General features: G+C 69.1%; 16 protein-coding genes and 1 pseudogene. 11 read left to right on the plus strand and 6 right to left on the minus strand.

The genetic code is table 11. The annotated features are described in order from the left end of the window. The first annotated feature begins 327 nt into the window (after nucleotides 1-327). The 5 genes from AB0N07_RS33780 (at nucleotide 328) to AB0N07_RS33800 (ending at nucleotide 4101) form a co-directional block, all read left to right on the plus strand. Nucleotides 328-804 (plus strand): single-stranded DNA-binding protein, encoded by a 477-nt coding sequence (locus AB0N07_RS33780; RefSeq protein WP_365841687.1) that lies wholly within the window; start codon nucleotides 328-330, stop codon nucleotides 802-804. Between the two features lie 259 nt (nucleotides 805-1063). After that, on the plus strand, nucleotides 1064-2473 hold the full coding sequence (locus AB0N07_RS33785) for a Cys-Gln thioester bond-forming surface protein (protein WP_365841689.1): 1410 nt from the start codon (nucleotides 1064-1066) through the stop codon (nucleotides 2471-2473). 137 nt (nucleotides 2474-2610) lie between these two features. Then, a complete protein-coding gene (locus tag AB0N07_RS33790) occupies nucleotides 2611-3249 on the plus strand; it encodes an aminoglycoside phosphotransferase family protein (protein WP_365841691.1) in 639 nt (212 codons plus the stop codon). Between the two features lie 91 nt (nucleotides 3250-3340). Next, nucleotides 3341-3715 (plus strand): hypothetical protein, encoded by a 375-nt coding sequence (locus AB0N07_RS33795; RefSeq protein WP_365841693.1) that lies wholly within the window; start codon nucleotides 3341-3343, stop codon nucleotides 3713-3715. Nucleotides 3716-3804: 89 nt separating this feature from the next. Then, on the plus strand, nucleotides 3805-4101 hold the full coding sequence (locus tag AB0N07_RS33800; protein WP_365841695.1) for a zinc-ribbon domain-containing protein: 297 nt from the start codon (nucleotides 3805-3807) through the stop codon (nucleotides 4099-4101). 158 nt (nucleotides 4102-4259) lie between these two features. On the opposite strand, the gene AB0N07_RS33805 is transcribed toward AB0N07_RS33800, so the two are convergent. Both AB0N07_RS33805 and AB0N07_RS33810 read right to left on the minus strand, forming a co-directional pair. Further along, complete coding sequence (locus tag AB0N07_RS33805) at nucleotides 4260-4853, minus strand: hypothetical protein (protein ID WP_365841697.1); 594 nt, start codon at nucleotides 4851-4853, stop codon at nucleotides 4260-4262. 228 nt (nucleotides 4854-5081) lie between these two features. Continuing rightward, nucleotides 5082-6019, minus strand: a pseudogene (locus AB0N07_RS33810) (site-specific integrase); the annotation flags it as partial. A 640-nt stretch (nucleotides 6020-6659) separates the two neighbouring features. Here AB0N07_RS33810 and AB0N07_RS33815 point away from each other — a divergent pair. From AB0N07_RS33815 to AB0N07_RS33835, 5 genes are all read left to right on the plus strand, one after another. Beyond that, nucleotides 6660-7706, plus strand: coding sequence for a M48 family metallopeptidase (locus AB0N07_RS33815; protein ID WP_365841699.1), 1047 nt, complete (start codon nucleotides 6660-6662; stop codon nucleotides 7704-7706). A gap of 1388 nt (nucleotides 7707-9094) precedes the next feature. Beyond that, on the plus strand, nucleotides 9095-9409 hold the full coding sequence (locus AB0N07_RS33820) for a hypothetical protein (RefSeq protein ID WP_365841701.1): 315 nt from the start codon (nucleotides 9095-9097) through the stop codon (nucleotides 9407-9409). Nucleotides 9410-9614: 205 nt separating this feature from the next. Next, entirely contained in the window at nucleotides 9615-11279 is a 1665-nt protein-coding gene (ettA, locus tag AB0N07_RS33825; RefSeq protein WP_365841703.1) for an energy-dependent translational throttle protein EttA, read from the plus strand. 6 nt (nucleotides 11280-11285) lie between these two features. Further along, a complete protein-coding gene (locus AB0N07_RS33830) occupies nucleotides 11286-11699 on the plus strand; it encodes a thioesterase family protein (protein WP_365841705.1) in 414 nt (137 codons plus the stop codon). Beyond that, on the plus strand, nucleotides 11696-12373 hold the full coding sequence (locus AB0N07_RS33835) for a hypothetical protein (RefSeq protein WP_365841707.1): 678 nt from the start codon (nucleotides 11696-11698) through the stop codon (nucleotides 12371-12373). The genes AB0N07_RS33830 and AB0N07_RS33835 overlap by 4 nt, the downstream gene beginning before the upstream one ends. A gap of 242 nt (nucleotides 12374-12615) precedes the next feature. Here the strand turns inward: AB0N07_RS33835 and AB0N07_RS33840 are convergent, their stop codons facing one another. Next, nucleotides 12616-13029: a globin gene (locus tag AB0N07_RS33840; protein WP_365841710.1), complete on the minus strand. Its 414-nt coding sequence runs from the start codon at nucleotides 13027-13029 to the stop codon at nucleotides 12616-12618. A 124-nt stretch (nucleotides 13030-13153) separates the two neighbouring features. On the opposite strand from AB0N07_RS33840, the gene AB0N07_RS33845 reads away from it, so the two are divergent. Further along, nucleotides 13154-14191, plus strand: a complete 1038-nt coding sequence (locus tag AB0N07_RS33845) for a methyltransferase domain-containing protein (protein ID WP_365841712.1) — start codon at nucleotides 13154-13156, stop codon at nucleotides 14189-14191. Here AB0N07_RS33845 and AB0N07_RS33850 read toward each other — a convergent pair. The 3 genes from AB0N07_RS33850 to AB0N07_RS33860 form a co-directional block, all read right to left on the minus strand. Beyond that, entirely contained in the window at nucleotides 14175-15443 is a 1269-nt protein-coding gene (locus AB0N07_RS33850) for an FHA domain-containing protein (RefSeq protein ID WP_365841714.1), read from the minus strand. The two genes, AB0N07_RS33845 and AB0N07_RS33850, sit on opposite strands and share 17 nt — an antisense overlap. A gap of 71 nt (nucleotides 15444-15514) precedes the next feature. Then, nucleotides 15515-16861, minus strand: coding sequence for a VWA domain-containing protein (locus AB0N07_RS33855; protein WP_365841716.1), 1347 nt, complete (start codon nucleotides 16859-16861; stop codon nucleotides 15515-15517). A 98-nt stretch (nucleotides 16862-16959) separates the two neighbouring features. Beyond that, nucleotides 16960-18294 carry a protein phosphatase 2C domain-containing protein gene (locus tag AB0N07_RS33860; RefSeq protein WP_365841718.1) on the minus strand — a complete coding sequence of 445 codons (1335 nt, stop codon included), beginning with the start codon at nucleotides 18292-18294 and terminating at the stop codon, nucleotides 16960-16962. Between the last annotated feature and the right edge of the window lie 2 nt (nucleotides 18295-18296).

Genomic DNA, 18296 nt, shown 5'->3' on the forward strand with positions numbered 1-18296 from the left:
AAAGATCTTGGTCGATCCGCTGAACAGCAGAGGCTCCACCTATATGCCCGGCCCCAGTTGACACCGACTGCGAATCCTTAACTTCGCGGCATTGGATGATCACTCGTCGGGGTTTCCCTGGACTCACTCGTCCGGGTGATGGAGTTTTCCACAGGCGGGGGACGGTCCACAGGGCTCAGCGGGCCCGGCCCGACGGAGGCAGTCTGGCGGTGCGGCGATCGCGAGGTACACCGAGGTACACGGTCGCCGCGGCAGACGCAGCCGTACGGGACGGGCCCGTGGGCATGTCCGCCCGGCCCCGGCGGCCGGGCGAGGGAGGGGGTCGTGATGAACGAGACGATCATCTGCGCCGTGGGGAACGTGGCGACGAAGCCGGCGTTCCGGGATCTGGCGTCGGGGCCGTCGGCGCGCTTCCGGCTCGCGGTGACCACGCGCTATCTGGACCGCGAGAAGAACGAGTGGACCGACGGCCACACCAACTTCTTCACGGTGTGGGCCAGGCGGCAGTTGGCCACGAACGTGACGGCCTCGCTCGACGTGGGCGACCCCGTCATCGTGCAGGGCAGGCTCAAGGTACGTGAGGATGCGCGCGAGGGGCAGAACCGGGTCTCGGCGGATCTCGAGGCGGTGGCGATCGGCCATGACCTCACGCGGGGGACCTCGGCCTTCCGGCGGCCGGGCAGGGCGGAACCGGGGACGACCGCTGCAGCGCCCCAACAGCCAGAGCCCAACTGGGAGACCCCGCCCGCCGGTTCAGGGGACGACTCGGACCAACGGGAGGCGGAGCCAGCCGCGGTGACGTGATGTCAGGCGGTGCCTGGAGCTGACCGTACTGCGGCTTATCGGCGAATGCGTTCCGAACGGTCCGGTGGATTTGTCGATAAGCCCTGCTCATGGGCCGTCTTGGCGATAACGATTCCGAGTCGGATCGCTTGTCCGACGGTATGACCGGCAAGCGTGGTGCGCCGCGTCCATAGGATGCCCGGCATAGCTCTCGGGGCTTCTGATTCTGCTGGTGGGACCACACCCCCCATGTCAATGGTCCTGCTCGAAGGGGAATTTGGTGTTTTCTTCGTTCTCTGCGCCGTCCGCGCGCAGGCGAGGGGCCGTGCGTCTCGCCGCCGCGACGCTGGTGTCCGGTCTTGTGGCCGTCGGGGTGCTCTCCGGAGCCGGTACGGCCACCGCGGAGGAGACGACACAGAGCCAGGGCGGGGCGACCGCCACCATAGGCGGCCTCAAGACGTACGGCACCGCGGTGATCCACGAGAAGACCGGGGACCAGCAGGTCTCGGCGGGCCTGTTCGAGATGTCCGTCGACGGCGGTGGCACCCTGCAGACGTACTGCGTCGACATCCACAACCCCACCCGGCGGGACGCCAAGTACCACGAGACCGCCTGGAGCGGCACCTCACTGGGCGCCAACAAGAACGCCGGCCGGATCCGCTGGATCCTGCAGAACTCCTACCCGCAGGTCAACGACCTCGCAACGCTCGCTGCGAAGGCGGGCGTCCGGGGCGGCCTGACCGAGCAGGATGCGGCGGCCGGCACCCAGGTGGCCATCTGGCGCTACTCGGACCACGCCGACGTCGACGCCGTCGACCCGCAGGCCGAGAAGCTTGCGGACTACCTGCAGAAGAGCGCCGTCGACATGGCGGAGCCCGAGGCGTCAATGACGCTGGACCCGCCCGCGGTCTCCGGCCACCCCGGCGAGCTGCTCGGCCCGGTGACCGTGCACACCAACGCGGCCGGTGTGACCGTGACGCCGCCGATGGACGCGGCGACCAGCGGGGTACGGATCGTCGGCAAGGACGGCAAGCCCCTCACCTCCGCGGCCGACGGCACCCAGGTCTTCTTCGACGTGCCCGAGCACGCCGCCGACGACTCGGCCGAGCTCACCGTGCAGGCCTCGACCACCGTGCCCGTGGGCCGCGCCTTCGCCTCCGACACCCACAGCCAGACGCAGATACTGGCCGGCTCCAGCGAGTCGACGGTCTCGGCGACGGCCGGCGCGACCTGGGCGAAGAAGGGCGCCATACCGGCCCTCTCCGCCGTGAGGAACTGCGCCAAGCAGGGGGTGGACATCACCGCCGTCAACCAGGGCGACGAGGCATTCACCTTCGAGCTGATGGGGATCGAGCACAGCATCCCGGCGGGCGAGTCCCGCACGGTGACGATCCCTCTGCAGGAAGACCAGCCCTACGACTTCACGATCACGGGACCCGCCGGCCTCAAGGAGCGCTTCACGGGCATCCTCGACTGCAGGACCCAGACCTCCGCGACCGGCAACGCGACCCAGATCCTCAGCGAACCGAGCCCCGCGACGGTGGGCGGCACGGCAGACGACACCAACCTCGCCGCCACCGGCGGCTCCAGCACGACCCCGCTGATCGCGGGCATCGCCATCGCCCTCGTGGTGATCGGCGGCGCGGCCCTGGTCCTCGTAGGAAAGAAGGACGCACCGACACAGGACTGAGCCGTCGGAGGAAGGGGGGCGCGAGATGGTGCCCCGTGATGACGAGGAAGTGCCCCTGACGGGGGGGACGCATCACGCCAGGGGTGGTGAGGGTCGCCGACACCGTACGGCGGCCCTCAACAGGGTCCTCCGCCTTCGTGGGCGCCCTTCTCACCCACCTCGAGCGGTACGGGTTCACCGGCGCACCCCGCTACCTCGGCACCGACGAGAAGGGACGCGACATGCTCTCGTACCTCTCCGGATGGGTGCCGTCCCGCTTCCGGCGCTGGACGGACCTGCAGGTCAGCGCGGCCGGCACCCTGCTGCGCAAGCTGCACGAGGCCACCCGCGGCAGCGACCTCGCCGGCACCGCCCCCGTGGTGTGCCACCACGACCCCGGCCCCAACAACGTCGTCTTCGGCTTCCACGACGACCTGCCCACCGCGTTCATCGACTTCGACACAGCAGCGCCAGGTGACCCGCTCGAAGACCTGGGATACCTGGCCTGGACATGGTGCGTCTCGTCCCGCTCCGACCGAGGACCGGTCTCCGCCCAGGCGGCCCAGGTACGGCTCCTCGCCGACTCCTACGGCCTCGTCCCGCAGAGCCGCCCGACCCTGATCGACGCGATGCTGGACCGCCAGACCCGCAACGCCCGCTGGTGGCACGACCAACGCGACCGGCCCGGACCGCACCGCGCGGGCGAAGACCGGATCGCCGCCCGCATCGCCTGGTCCGAGCGCGAGCACGACTACACGGCGGCGCACCGCGCAGAGTTCGCCGCGGCTCTGTACTGAACTGGTCCGTCACTTCCCCAACAGCCGTCCATCCAAGGGGCGTTCGGCCACATACATGGAGCCCGGCGAGATCAATGGGCAGGATGGCCTCATGACGAAGTCATCCGTATCGTCGGCGCCGTGCGCATCCTCGGGCTCGGTGCTGTCCCTGTGGTCGCAGGACTCGGTGCTGTCGATCGGCTCGGTGGGGTCGGTGCTGTCCATCGGGTCCGTCGGGTCGGCCCTGTCCGTCGGGTCGATCGGGAGCGCACTCTCCGTCGGATCGATCGGATCGGCGCTGTCGCTGATCTCGGCCGGGTCATGGCTGAGCACAGGGTCACTGCTGTCCGCGCAGTCCCGGTGGTCGGTGCTGTCCTGGCGTTCCTCCCGCGCCTTCCGGTGGGCGGGCGTGCTCGGGGCGACGGCCGCAGCTGCTCTGCTGTTGGCTCAGGGGCTGTCGAAGGTGAACGGCGAGCACCGACGGTGATCATGGCGCCGAGGGGGTGAAACTGCGAGAAGATCTCGGTCAGCGTCTACCACCCGGCGGCGGACACCGACCCGAGAAGGGCCGATCTCGTGATCATCTTTGGCACCAGGGGATACCTGTACCAGCTCGCGATACTCACGCTGGTGTGCGGAGGCTGCGGCAACCCTGCCGCGCACACGCTCAGGAAGCGCGTCACGAAGTTCACGCTCTTCTTCGTGCCGCTTTTCCCCATCTCGACGAGGTACGCCACGCAGTGCACCTTTTGCGGCACGGAACAGAAGCTGACCAAGGAACAGGCCGAACAGCTCCAGGCCCAGTCCACGGGCGTCCCCGGCGGCCGGCCCCACGGGCAGCCGCAGCAGCCCCACCAGCACCCCGGAGCCTGAGCACCCACCGCCGCCGACAGTGAAACCCCAGGTCACAGCCTCCCGGCCATATGGGTTACCACCCAAGGCTGGACCTCAGGCAAGATGGGGTGTTACTTGCCGCCGGAGGGCATGAAACAGCCCCTCACCAGCGGGTTTTCCACCGATGAGGGGCCGTGTCAGGCGGCTTGGGCCGTCTCTGGGCCGTCGCCCTGCTCAACCGCGCCCTGAGCGGCGGTCCGTCCGGCCATGCCGCCACCCCCGGCGCTAACTCCGCCGCGCGGGGCCCGCGAGCTGTGGCCGTCGGCTTCGAATTTCCCGTCCCGCAGCTCGAAACGCTCGGGGAGCGAGCATCCGACCGACGGGGTGATCAGCAAGCTCGCGGTAACGGGCGCGGGGTTGGTGCTCGCCGTCGAGAACTCGCAGATCGCGCCCCGCCCGGTGACCGGGAACCAGAACCAGCCGTCCGCAGCGCCGACCTGTACCTCGTCCGACAGTACGAACCGGCCGTGCTGCCGAACGAAGGCTTTCAGGCGAACGGAGGCCTTCAGCGGGTCGACGGTGGACCGAATCGCGGTCAGGGTGAACTTGACGTTCTCGTCCGCGTCAAGCACCGAGGATGCGATCTGCTTGGTCGCGCTCGCCCGCCCGCCGTCTTTCCGCCCGTCGTTGGCTTCGATGCTTTGGGCAGGGGCACTCAGCATGGCGGCGGTCGCCGCGGCGGTGACCAGCACCGCACTGCCGCGCGCGAGCGCGGCCATTTGTATCGGCATGATTCCTCCCTGATGCTCATGCGCCTCATTAGCGCACAAATGCCACCTTTTCCCTTCCATCCGACAACGGGAAAACCACCTGAATCACCCGTTCGCGCGGCGCGGCGCCACCCTGTCGGACAGGACAGCCACTCCACCGCAGGGTGGACGCCAGGCACTGGTTACTCGCCGACGGAAGGCATTAAGAGGCCCCTCACCAGCGGATTTTCCTGCCGATGAGGGGCCGGGTCAGGCGGCTTGGGCCGCTCCTGGACCGTCATGAGCGTGACCGGCGGCCCGGTACATCGTGGAGATGGCTTTCCGGGTGCGGGTCTCGCTGGACGGCATCAGGTGCGTGTAGACGCGGAGCGTGAACCCCGGATCGCTGTGACCCAGGTAGAGGCTCAGCACCTTGATGTTCTCTCCGGCGTCCAGGAGGACCGAGGCGTAGAAGTGCCGTAGAGCGTGCATGCCGTGTTCGCGGGCCGGTGCGTAACGCTGGCCCTTCTCGGGGACGGGGATAATTGCGGCGGAAGCCAACGCGGGCTTCCAAGCCTGATCGTTGAACCCCTGACTCCAGATGGCGGCGCCGATGCCGCTCGTGAAGACGAGGCGGTGTGTCACCTTCGGGCCGTCCGGCCGGAGCCACGGCAAGGTCATGTCGACGGGCGGGAACAGCTTCATGTGCTCTTGGAGCGCGGCCGACACCTCGGGGTCGAGGGGGACGTCACGGAGCTTGCCGCGCTTGGGTGGGGCGAAGACGAGCGTCCCGCGCACCTTTTTGACCTGTTGGCGGACGTAGAGCCAGCCGAGGTCACCGATGTTGTCGACGGCGAGCCGAAGATCTCACCCTGTCGCAAGCCGCATCCGGCGCCGACGTCGACTGTGGTTTTCTAGCGCTCGGGGAGTCCGGCCCGTACGCCGAACACCTGCTCAGCGGACCAGGGATGGACGCGTGTCGGTGCTGGACGAGGTGCCTTGACCGATCGAGCCCGGCAGGGGTTCGAGGCCAGCAAGCGGTCATCTACGGCCGCGTTGAGTACCGAGGAGACAGCGTCGAAGATCAGGCGCCGGTACTGCGCCGACGCTACGGAGTCTTCGAACTGGCGGTTCCAGTCGCGGATGTGCTCCGGCTGGAACGACCCGATGGGGCGTGAGCCGAGGTACGGCAACGCGTGAAGGCGCAACAACGCCTCCGGCGAGGGGGACCGGCCGGCACCGGGACGGAGGAGGCGCCGTTCCCGGCCGCGGGTCCGTGGTGGCGTGCGCGGGGTGCTCCCATCCCGTCCACCGTCGACCCAGGCGGAGCCGAGCAGACGTGGCCCATGGCGTCCAGGTCGTTCGTACAGTGGCGCGCTCCACCTGGACGCCATGAACCACGCCCGCTCCACGGTGTGTGGGTCGACGGCGTACAGGATGGGAGCTGGGGTGAGTGGTGGAAGAGGTAGTTGTCGAGCGCGCCTTGTGCTCGGAACCGTGCCCCATGCGTGCCTGATGACGCGGTAAGACACGGCGAATACTGGGCACACACGGACACGAGATCAGAAACACGAATCGGTTGGCGGCCCAGCGAAACTGCACCCTCGCACGAAAACACGGATCTTGTCAGCGCTCTGTGTTCCGAGGAGGATGTCCCTTTCAGTGACCAGCCGGGGGAGAGAGCCATGCAGGGTCAGGGGGTATCCGCTGAGGTCGAGGCTGACATGCCCGACCGGGCGAGTTCGGCTACGGCTGCTGCTTATGGCGTCGCTTGTCTGCTGCATATCCTGACGGTGAGTTTACTGATCGGCGGTCTGCTGCTGATCGTTCTGGGCCTCAGGACGGTTGTTGCAACCGCTGATCGGGCTCGTGCTACTCGTGTGCGCCGCCCTATTGCGTCCCCGTTTCGACAGACTCGACCCACACCTACCCACGCTGCTGCGGGAAGAAGCGCCCGCCCTGTACGCGCTGTTGGATGACGTAGCGGACGCGGTCGGCGTACGGCGCCTCGACGTCGTGCAGGTCAGCACGGACTTTGCCGTACGGGTCTCCACCTACGGCGTACGACGCAGACGGCGGCTGGTGCTCGGCTACCCTCTCTGGCTGACCTTTGCACCGCAGCAGAGAGTTGCTGCTGTCGCACATGAATTGGGGCACTTTGCATCTCGCGATGTCCGACGCGGGGCGCTGGTTGGTATCGCGCTCGCTTCCCTGGCCGGCGGGGCGGATCTGATGGAGCACCGGCCCGATACAGCAGAGGTGGCCTTCGCTGCGTCCCCGCTCGCCCTGTATGCGGGCGATGTGGCCTTAGCAGAAGTGCGGTTCAAGGCTCATAGCCGAACTACGAATTGGGCGCTCTGGATCCCAGGATTGCTGATGAAGGGCGCCGTTTGGCTGCTGGTTCGGCTCACGCTGCCAAGTGCTCGGCGCACAGAGTTCCGGGCGGACGCTGTGGCTGCTCGTGTAGCTTCTACGCAGGCGGCTGTCTCAGCCTTGCGCGACCGGCAACTGGCCGACATCGTCACCGTCGAAGTACATCGACTGGCGATTGCGGCACGAACATTCGGCCGGACCGGCACTGTGCGGAGCGTAGACCAGTACTTTTGGGCGAAGGTTGGCGCACACACGGCATCATTGCCCGATAGCGCACGGAACAAGCGCAACGGTGTCAGCTCAGGCAACGGGGAAACTACAGATTCCGACCCTCTGGGCCGCCAAGCCAAGGATTCCGGCCTCCCAGCCATCGAGCTGCGTGTTGCTCGGCTGTCCATTGGTACAACGTACCCGGCCACGGTCATGCTCGACGCGGCCCAGGCTGATGCCATCGAGGACGAACTCTGCGAACCGAAGCGCTTGCTGGCTCGCAAAGTTGTTCAAGACTGCATCCAGGCCTGAATTAGTGCCCATGCCCATTCCACGCACGATTAGACGGGGCGCAACGCCCAGCTACGGATAATGACGGTTGCTCCGAGTTACCAGGTCAGCCGCCGTCCCCATATACCGTCTTCCAGACTGGTGGCCGGAGAGAAGAACCGCGCTTGTCAAGACCGCGGGCGGCGGCTGACACCACTGGCTGACACCAACAAGCACGAACAGTAGCGGTCGATGCCGGACCTCAGTGGACGATCGGCCGAGGCGCAGGGGCGGTTGATCGACGTTGACAGACCCCCGTGATCGACCTGATAAAGATGAGGCCGCAGGTTCAAGTCCTGCGTTCGCCGGCGACCGAGCCGCACCGACCTCATCCCGACTACGTGCGATCGGTATGCCGCCCGAGTACCTTGAGCGGTCAGCCGAGGGGAGATCGTGAATTACGCAGTCGTCGAAGAGCAAGGCCAGGGAACCTACTGGCACGATCCCAGCCCCTACGTTGCCAAGCTCCCGTCATCGCGCCTGCGTCTGAGTGACGACCAATACGGCTCACGTTCGGAGCGCGAAGCAATCTTCGATGCCCAGCGGGCTATGACAGCCGCCGCAGAAGGAGCGGGAGTCGTCGAGGTCGACTGGGACGAGTTCGGCGGAGGTGAGGCGTTGCTGCAGCGGGAGTCGGGCCGCCCATCTACTCAGGGCAGTGGGACCCGGAGCCCTGTGCATGCTCGGTAAATGCTGACGCCAGCGACTCCCAGTCCTGTCAGCGGGCCAGAGTATGCAGCCATCCCGTCAAAAAGAAGATCCCCATGACGCCGAAGTAGATCCGCATGGTGGTAAGGCTCCTCCAGGGCGTTCCGTACCGGGTCCGACGCGTGACTACCACGTCTGCCCAATCCCAGACCCGAACGTCGATACCGCGGTAGCCACATGCCACCGCCGTGCAGACGCTGACCGCGAGCAACAGGAGCAGTCCGAGCACCCCACGAATGATCAACGCCGTTCCTTCCCCCAACCCCACGACCAGCGTCGCATCGCGGCATTGTCGCGGGAGACGATGGCAGGGGGCCTCGACTGCCCGCGTACCCGCCCAACTCGTGCCAGACAGTGCGGGGAACCATTGGGAATGCGGGGGAAACCGGCCTGCGGGTTTCAGACACCAGCGCCCTTGCCCCGCAGGTCAGCAGCCATCCCTCCCTCAAACGCCCGAGCCTCCCAAGCTGAGAGTTTTTGGGAGTCGAGCCGCTTCGGAGTTCTCCCCACGGGTCTGCCGGCGCGCCTTGCTCCGGTCGACGGCACCAGCAGCGCGGGTGAGGCCGGTGGTGGTGCGGCGAGGCACACGCGTGCGTGGTCGGTCGTCACGCCCGCCGTCGAGGGTGGCTGTCGTCGGCCCATCGCTGCGTCATGATCTGTCGATGGACGAGTACCCGTGGCCTACGGGTCCCGACCTGCCGGCCGTAGACGTAGTTCTCGGGAGCTGGGCGGCAACCGTCGCAGCTCTGCCGGTCGGGACCCGCATCACGGGAGAGGTCATCGGCCGCCAGCCCTTCGGCGTCTTCATACGTATAGACGGTGTGCCCCCTGCCGTGGCGTTGGCTGAGATCACTGCCATGCCGCTGGGGATGGAGCTACCTGCCATCGGAGCCTGCGTCGAGGGGGAGGTCTTCTGGCACGCCCACAACCACCAGGTCAGGGTCCGGCTGGATGAGTGTCGGATGTCTGCCGAGTGATCGTTCTCTGGGCCGCCTCTGGGCCGTGCGACGGCGCCCGAGGCTACTCAAGGGCGACCGACAGTGACAGATGCGCCGGGGCTGGCGACGGAGGAGTCGCAGGTCAGAGCCGCCCGACCATACCCGTTTCCCCCCAGGGGTGGCGGTCAGGCAAGATGGGGTGTATCTGCCCACTGCCAGATTTCAAGCTGCCGGACGGTTTCTCTTGGCTGAGTACATCTACACCATGCGCAAGACGCGCAAGGCAATCGGCGACAAGGTCATCCTTGACGACGTTTCGCTGAACTTCCTGCCCGGCGCGAAGATCGGTGTGGTCGGCCCGAACGGTGCCGGTAAGTCGACCATCCTGAAGATCATGGCGGGACTGGAGCAGCCGTCGAACGGTGACGCGTTCCTGTCGCCGGGCTACACCGTGGGCATCCTGCTCCAGGAGCCCCCGCTCAGCGAGGACAAGACCGTCCTGGAGAACGTCCAGGAGGGCGTCGCCGAGGTCAAGGGCAAGCTCGACCGGTTCAACGAGATCGCCGAGCTGATGGCCACCGACTACTCCGATGCGCTGCTCGACGAGATGGGCAAGCTGCAGGAAGAGCTCGACCATGCGAATGCATGGGATCTCGATGCTCAGCTGGAGCAGGCCATGGACGCCCTGGGGTGCCCGCCCGGCGACTGGGCCGTCACCAACCTCTCCGGTGGTGAGAGGCGCCGCGTCGCGCTCTGCAAGCTGCTGCTCGAGGCCCCCGACCTGCTGCTCCTCGACGAGCCCACCAACCACCTCGACGCCGAGTCGGTGAACTGGCTGGAGCAGCACCTCGCCAAGTACGACGGCACGATCGTGGCCGTCACCCACGACCGGTACTTCCTGGACAACGTCGCCGGGTGGATCTGCGAGGTCGACCGCGGCCGGCTGCACGGCTACGAGGGCAACTACTCCAAGTACCTGGAGACCAAGCAGACCCGTCTCAAGGTCGAGGGGCAGAAGGACGCCAAGCGCGCCAAGCGGCTCAAGGAAGAGCTGGAGTGGGTGCGGTCGAACGCCAAGGGACGCCAGGCCAAGTCCAAGGCCCGTCTCGCGCGCTACGAGGAGATGGCGGCCGAGGCCGACAAGATGCGGAAGCTGGACTTCGAGGAGATCCAGATCCCGCCGGGTCCGCGGCTCGGCAGCATCGTCGTCGAGGTCACCAACCTCAGCAAGGGCTTCGGCGACAAGGTCCTCATCGACGACCTCAGCTTCACGCTGCCGCGCAACGGCATCGTCGGTGTCATCGGCCCGAACGGCGCCGGCAAGACGACCCTCTTCAAGATGATCCAGGGCCTGGAGACCCCGGACTCCGGCTCCATCAAGGTCGGCGAGACCGTCAAGATCTCGTACGTCGACCAGAGCCGCGAGAACATCGACCCGAAGAAGACCCTCTGGGCCGTCGTCAGCGACGAGCTCGACTACATCAATGTCGGCCAGGTCGAGATGCCGTCGCGTGCATACGTGTCCGCCTTCGGCTTCAAGGGCCCCGACCAGCAGAAGCCCGCCGGTGTCCTCTCCGGTGGTGAGCGCAACCGCCTCAACCTGGCGCTCACCCTCAAGCAGGGCGGCAACCTGCTGCTCCTCGACGAGCCGACCAACGACCTCGACGTCGAGACCCTCGGCTCGCTGGAGAACGCGCTGCTGGAGTTCCCGGGCGCGGCCGTGGTCGTCTCCCACGACCGCTGGTTCCTGGACCGCGTCGCCACGCACATCCTCGCCTACGAGGGTGACTCCAAGTGGTTCTGGTTCGAGGGCAACTTCGAGTCGTACGAGAAGAACAAGATCGAGCGGCTCGGACCCGACGCCGCGCGTCCGCACCGCGCCACCTACAAGAAGCTGACCCGGGGCTGATCGATCTTGCGTCACATCTACCGCTGCCCCCTGCGCTGGTCGGACATGGATGCATACGGCCATGTCAACAACGCGATCTTCCTCCGGTATCTGGAGGAGGCCCGCATCGACTTCCTGTCCCTTCGGGGCAAGGAGTCCAAGCAGGGGTCCGTGGTGGCGCGCCATGAGATCGACTACAAGCGGCAGCTCGTCCACCGGCCCGACCCGGTGGACATCGAGTTGTGGGTCACCGAGATCAGGGCCGCGTCCTTCACCGTCACCTACGAGGTGAAGGACGAGGACCTGGTCTATGTACGGGCCTTGACGGTCGTCGTGCCGTTCGACTTCGAGACACAGCGGCCGCGCCGGATCACCTCCGAGGAGCGGGAGTTCCTCGAGGGGTACCGGGACGACGCCGAGGAGGAGGCCGTCGCCGCATGACGGTGCTCCACCTTGCCGACGAGGGGGAGGCGGCGGACCTCGCGGCCTTCCTCTCGCGGCTGCTCCACTACGACCGCGGTGCCGCGGTACGCCTCCAGGCCGCCCGGACCGCGCTCGCCGTCTTCGGACGGCCGCCGTCCTTCGAGGTACTGGCGATCCGCGCGGTGCGGCTCGCCAAGCCGTACGAGAAGGGGCTCGACGTCACGCTCGACGTGACCGTGTCCGCCGGTGAACTCCTGGAGACGGTGGACGAGTCGGCCGCGACGGCCGGCGTTCCGGCGGCGGTCACCGGGCCGCCCTGGGCGGGTGTCCTCCCGCCGCGCGGCGGCTGGCGGCCCGAGCCGGGGCTGCCCGCGCCCGATGCCCTGCGGGCCATGGTCGGCGCGGCCGTCGCCGAATTCCGCTCCCGCACCGGGGAGTTGGCGCCCGAGCTGCGTACACGCGCCGAACTCGACCGCATCGGACGGGAGATCTGGTCCCGGACCGTCGGCGACACCCGTCTCCCGGTACGGGCCGCGCACGCGGCACAGTCGCTCGGGTTCCTCCGGTCCACCCAGGGCGCCGGTGACCTGGCGTTGGTCTCGTCGGGCGCCTGGCTGCGACTGCGGACGCCGTACGGGTCGATTGCCGTACGGCGTGCGGGACTTGGGGCGTTGGACGTCAGCGTCCGGTAGTCGTCCGGACAGGTCCGGTGGTGCCGGCACGTCGGTCTTGGCGCTCAGCGCGGCGTCGGCGGCGGGGCGACGCGGCCCTGCATCACTCGCTGCGGGACCCGTACGTGACAGGACGAACCGTGCCACCGCGCCGAACGGCGTCACTCCCGACCCCCGTGGTCGTCCAGACCTCCCGGGCTTGACCGGATCGTGACCGGATCCCGGCGTCGTACGACCGGAATCGGCGCGTCATGCGGTCAGGGTCAGTCCGGGGCGTTCACCATCGAGGCCGCGGCGTACGTCATGTACTTCCACAGCTGCTGCTCGTGCTCCTCGGACAGACCGAGCTCGTCGACGGCGTCCCGCATGTGCCGCAGCCAGGCGTCGTGCGCCTCGCGGTTCACGGTGAAGGGGGCGTGGCGCATACGCAGCCGGGGGTGGCCGCGGTTGTCGCTGTACGTCGTCGGGCCGCCCCAGTACTGGATCAGGAACAGCGTGAGGCGCTCCTCGGCCGGGCCCAGGTCCTCCTCGGGGTACATGGGCCGCAGCACCGGGTCCTCGGCCACGCCCTCGTAGAAACGGTGGACGAGGCGGCGGAAGGTCTCCTCCCCGCCGACCTGCTCGTAGAAGGTCTGCTCCTGAAGCGTGCCGCGCCGAATCTCATTCACGCCCTCCATGTTCTCAGACCGCTCGGCGGAGGACTTGAGGCTTAGGTCCCGCCCCCGCATTCAGGAAGCGGACATTCCGGATCTGGCGGCTTCGGTACTCGCCTCGTCCCCTCTCCCGCAGCACAGTGGACGTATGGGCGCAGCTGCTGTCGACAAGGAACTGGACGATCTCGCGGCCACCGCGCGGGCGGAACTCGTACGAGAGATCGAGGCGAGCGGGGCCTGGGACGAGGACCCGGTGTGGCGGGAGGCGTTCGAGGCGGTCCCGCGCCATCTCTTCGTGCCGTACTACTACGTCGGCGGTGGGGTGGGCGGCTACGAGCGACGGTGGGGCGAGAGCCCCGATCCGCGGACGCGCGAGCGCTGGCTGCGTGGGGCCTATGAGGACGCCCCGCTGGCCACGCGGCTGCGCGACGGCGAGCTGCTCTCCTCCAGCAGCCAGCCGTCGCTGATGGCGAGGATGCTGGCCGAGCTGAGGGCCGAGGACGGCAACCGGGTCCTGGAGATCGGCGCGGGCACCGGTTACAACGCGGCCCTGCTGGCCCACCGGCTCGGCGACGACGACCTTGTCACCACCGTCGATCTGGAGCCGGAGATCACCGAGTCGGCCCGGCAGCACCTGGCCGCCGCCGGCTACCGCCCGGCCGTCGTGACCGGCGACGGCGCCCGCGGAGTCCCCGAGCGCGGCCCCTTCGACCGGATCATCGCCACCTGCGCCCTGACCTCGATCCCGCGCGCCTGGCTCGCCCAGTGCAACCCGGGCGCCCGCATCCTGGCCCCGTTCGCCACCGGCCTGATCGCCCTGACGGTCCGGGACCCCACCCACGCCGAGGGCCGCTTCCTGCACACGCCCGCCTACTTCGTACCGCTGCGCGGCGAGACCCGTCCCGAGCAGGAGACACTCCAACTCGGCGACATCCCCCGCCGGGCCAGGGACCACGAACTCTTCCGCTTCCTCCTGACCCTGACCCGCGGCACCCTCGCCCCCCAGGAGGCCTTCGCCCTGTGGGAGCGCGAAGAGCAACCGCAACGGGAGCGCTACGGCATCACGGTCGACGGCGAGCAGGAGTGGGCATGGCTGGACGCCCCGGAAGGGCCGTACGGTCTGGCCCCTCCGGTGAGTCAGCCGCCCTCAGGGGCGCGGGGTGCGCCGGCTACCCACGGCGAATAGTGATCGTCGTCCACGCGCCGACGTGCACACGATCCCCGTCCTGCAACGGCACCGGCACAAACGGTTGAATCGGCTCATCAGAGCCGTTGACAGTCGTACCGTTCGTCGAGTTCTGGTCCACGACCGCCCAACTGCCGTCCGGCTGCTGCACGAGCACCGCATGCTGGTGCGAGACGCCCGGGTCCTCCGGCGGCACCGCCAGGTCGATGTCGGGGGTGTCGCCGGTGGAGTGCCGGCGGCGGCCGATGGTGATCTGGTTGCCGCTGAGGGTGCGCTGCTGCTCCGGCGAGTACGCGGGCAGGTTGAGGCCCGCGGCCTCGGGGCCGGAGCGCTGCATCATCGCCATGAAGTACTCGCGGTCCGGACCGATGGTCGCCGTCCAGGTCACCGGCCCGCCGTGGGTCTGCGGGAAGCCCTGGCCGGGCGGGGGCGCCTGGGTCGGGCCGGGCTGCGGATAGCCGTAGCCACCGCCCTGACCGGGGCCACCGGGCGCACCGGGGCCGCCGGACGGCGGGGAGATCACCCAGTCGTCGTCACCGCCGCCGAAGGACGGTCCGCCCTGCTGCGGCGGACGTCCCGTCTCCTGCGGGAAGCGGGGCGGGGCCGGCGGACCGGGCTGCTGGAACGCCTGTGGGGCGCCACCGGGGCCACCGGGGCCGCCGTGCGGTGTGGGCCCGGGCGGCGGCGGAACCGGACGCGACGGGTCGGGGCCGAAGCCCGACCGGTCGGCGAACGGGCTCGGCGGACCGGGGGGCTCGGTGCCGAAGGGGCTCGGCGGCGGGCCCGAGGGCTCGTTGCCGAACGGGCTCGGCGGGATCGGCTCCGCCGGGCGGTTCACCTGGGACGGGCGCGAGCCCTGGTACTCGTACGAGTCGCCGCCGCCGTACGACGGTCCGGGCGGCGGCTGCTGCTGGAAGGGCCCGCCGGGGCCGGGCGCCGGCGGGTGCGGGGCGGCCGGGGTGTACGAGGTCGCGGTGTTCGTCAGGAAGTTCCACCGGCACTCCTCGCAGAACGGCGCACCGCCCTCACGGGGCGTACGGCACTGCGGGCAGAGCTCCGGCTCGTGCTCCGGCACCGCGGACAGCGGGCGGCCGACGGGCTGAGGACCCTGGCCTGGCGGCGGGAAGCCGTAGCCGCCGCCGGGCGGGGGCGGCGGGGGAGGGGGCGGAGGCACGGCACCGGCCATGCGGTGACCGCAGACCTCGCACCAGTCGTCGGAACCCGACTGGTGTCCGTTCGGGCAGGTCGGCATGTCGGCGCTTCCCCCTTTCCTTCAGGGTCCTATGCGGTCCTGTGATGTGTACGGCGACGTGACGTCCGGTGTCACTTCTTTACACGAACAGTCTTTGTCGACCGTGTCTCGAGAGTCATCTCGTCGGCCTCCTCGACCTTCGCTTTCAGTCGCACAGTACCTGTCGTGGCATCGACCACGTCCACCACCTTCGCAAGCAGTTTCGCAGTATCCGCGTTTCCGGAGGCACTGGCGAGCTGAACAGCCCGGCCCAGTTTGGCCGTTGCTCCATCCATATCGCCCGCTTTGCGAAGATCCAGCCCTTGTTGGATGGCTTGTGCCAGTTCGGCCTGCCCGGTGTAGTGGGCGACCTGTGGGTTGATCGAGGTGGAAGCCGCCATGTCGTCGGTCCACACGGCCCTGACCAGGCCCTGGGCGCCGAGGTTCTGCGCGCTGCCGTCGGGCTGCGGGACGACCAGGGACACCCGGGCGGCCAGCATCTCCTGGCCGAGGCTCGCGGCCGGGACCTCGACGCATACGTGGTAGTCACGGGACTCGTCACCCCAGGAGCCGGTGGGGTAGTCCCCGGCGCGCGGGCCGGCCTCGGTGCGGCGGTCGGTCAACTCCTCGACGGTGGGCGCGACCTGCTTGACGAACTTGATGGCGGTGCCGACAGGCGTCCACAGCCGCAGAGCGACGTCGGCGACCTCCTTGCCCATCGCCTTCTCCATCATCTGCGTGAAGTCGGCGGCGAGGGCGGCCGGGTCGGCGACGATGTCGGCGGTGCCGAGCAGCGCGGAGGCGATCCCTGTGACTTCTTTCACTTCCCAGTCGGTGCCCACGCCACGTGCGTCACACGTGAACCGTCCGGCGCAGGAGTCCAGGGCGGCCCTGAGGTCCTCGGGTGACTCGTGCTCGTTGCGGCCGTCGGTGAGCAGGATGCCGTGCCGGATGGCGACCTCGTCCGAGGAGAGCAGGCGGTCGGCGAGCTTCAGCCAGGTGCCGATGGCCGTGCCGCCGCCCGCGCTCAGCTTGCGCAGGGCCTCCTTGGCCTGGCCGCGGGTGGCGGCGTCGGCGACCGCGAGGCGTCCGCCGCCCGGGTAGACCTCCTTGGCGACGTGTGTGCCGCCGATCACCGCGAAGTGCACTCCGTCGCGCAGGGTGTCGATCGCGGCGGCCGTCGCGTCACGCGCGTTGCGCATCTTGGTCGGCGGATAGTCCATCGAGCCGGAACAGTCGACCATGATCGCCACCCCCGCCGACGGGCCGCCCCCCGGTGCGTAGAGGTGGGGCGCGGCGACCGCGCTGCCGACCGTGCCGCCGCCGGTGGCGGTGACCGTGACGATGGCGTTGACCTCGCGGCCGCCCTCGGGCAGGTACTCGTTCTGGTACACGTCCATCGAGAACTGCGGCACGCTGGACTTCGAGAAATTGGCCATGCCTACTCAAATCCCCCTCGAAAACCCCGCGTTCGCGGGGTGATGACTGTATGCGGACCGGTCCCCTCCGGTCCGCTGAGGCATCCCCGAATACGGCCTCAGGCCGATCCTGCCCCCTGAGGCACGGCCGGGAACGGCACGACGGCCACTGTTACGTTGTCGTGGCCCCCGCCGTCCAGGGCGTGACCGACCAGCACACGGGCGCTGTGCAGCGGACGTACGGCGGCATCCGGCGGCACGACCTCGGCCATCTCCTCGGCCGCCTCCGCGTAGTTCCACAGTCCGTCCGTGCACACCACCACTACACCCGGCCGGTCCGGCTTGAAGGAAGCGGTGTGCGGCTCCAGTTCGTAGGCGTCCGCGCCGAGCCAGCCGGTGATCGCGTGGGCGCGCTCGTCGGCGTACGCCTCGGCCTCGCTCATCAGGCCCGCGGAGACCATCTGCGCGGCCCACGAGTCGTCCTCGGTGAGCCGGACCGGGGCCGAACTGCGGTCCACCGGCACCCAGTAGGCGCGGCTGTCGCCGACCCAGCCGACGACCAGCAGCCCGGGTGTCACGACCGCGCCGACGATCGTGCAGGCGGGTGCGTTCTGGTGCGGGGAGTGCTCGCGGGCGGTGGCGGGTTCGTCGGCCAGGGCGTTGACCGCGTGCGAGGCGGCCACGATCGCGTCGTGCATGGCCTGCTGCGGGTGCGTGCCGTGCGGCAGGGCGGTGAGCAGCGCATCGTTCGCGGCGCGGGCGGCGGCGAGCGAGGCGTCGTCGGGCCGGGTCGCGGAGGAGACGCCGTCGCAGACGACGGCCACGGACGCGGGGGCGCCGTCGGGCAGGGTGGCGGTGCCGATGCCGAACGCGTCCTCGTTGCGGTGGTGGCGCAGTCCGCGGTCGCTGACGGCGGCCACCGGGCCGGACTCCTGCTCCATGTGGTCGCGCTCCCGGGGCTGGGCGTGCCCGCAGTTCTCGCAGTAGCCGTCGTCGTCGACGCGGCCCGCACGGCAGGCCACGCACAGCTTGGCCTCCTCGGCGGGCGCGGCGAGCGAAGCCACGCGCGGGTCCGGGGCCTGCAGCGGGTACTCGTCGGGCACCGGCGGCCGGTCGAAGCGCACCCCGGAGGCCGGGGAGACCGGCGATCCGGTGGGCTGCTCCGGCGGCAGCGGGGAGCCGCCCGAGTCCGTCCCGTGCAGGTCCGTGGGCAGATGGGTCGCCGCCGGGGTGTCGGAGCCGCCCGGAGCGGCGGCGACGGGCCAGGCCGCACCGCCGCCCTCGCCCGGCGGCAGGGCCGAGCCGTTCAGGGCGATCGTCGGATGGTCGTCCGGCCGTGCGGGCACGACGGACAGGTCGTATCCGCACGCACCGCAGAAACGGTCACCCGACTCGAGCGGCCACTCGCAGCTCGGGCAGTTCGACAGGGCGGCCTGCTGGGGCATCTGCGACATCA

Source organism: Streptomyces sp. NPDC051172 (assembly GCF_040682555.1).
Classification (GTDB): domain Bacteria; phylum Actinomycetota; class Actinomycetes; order Streptomycetales; family Streptomycetaceae; genus Streptomyces.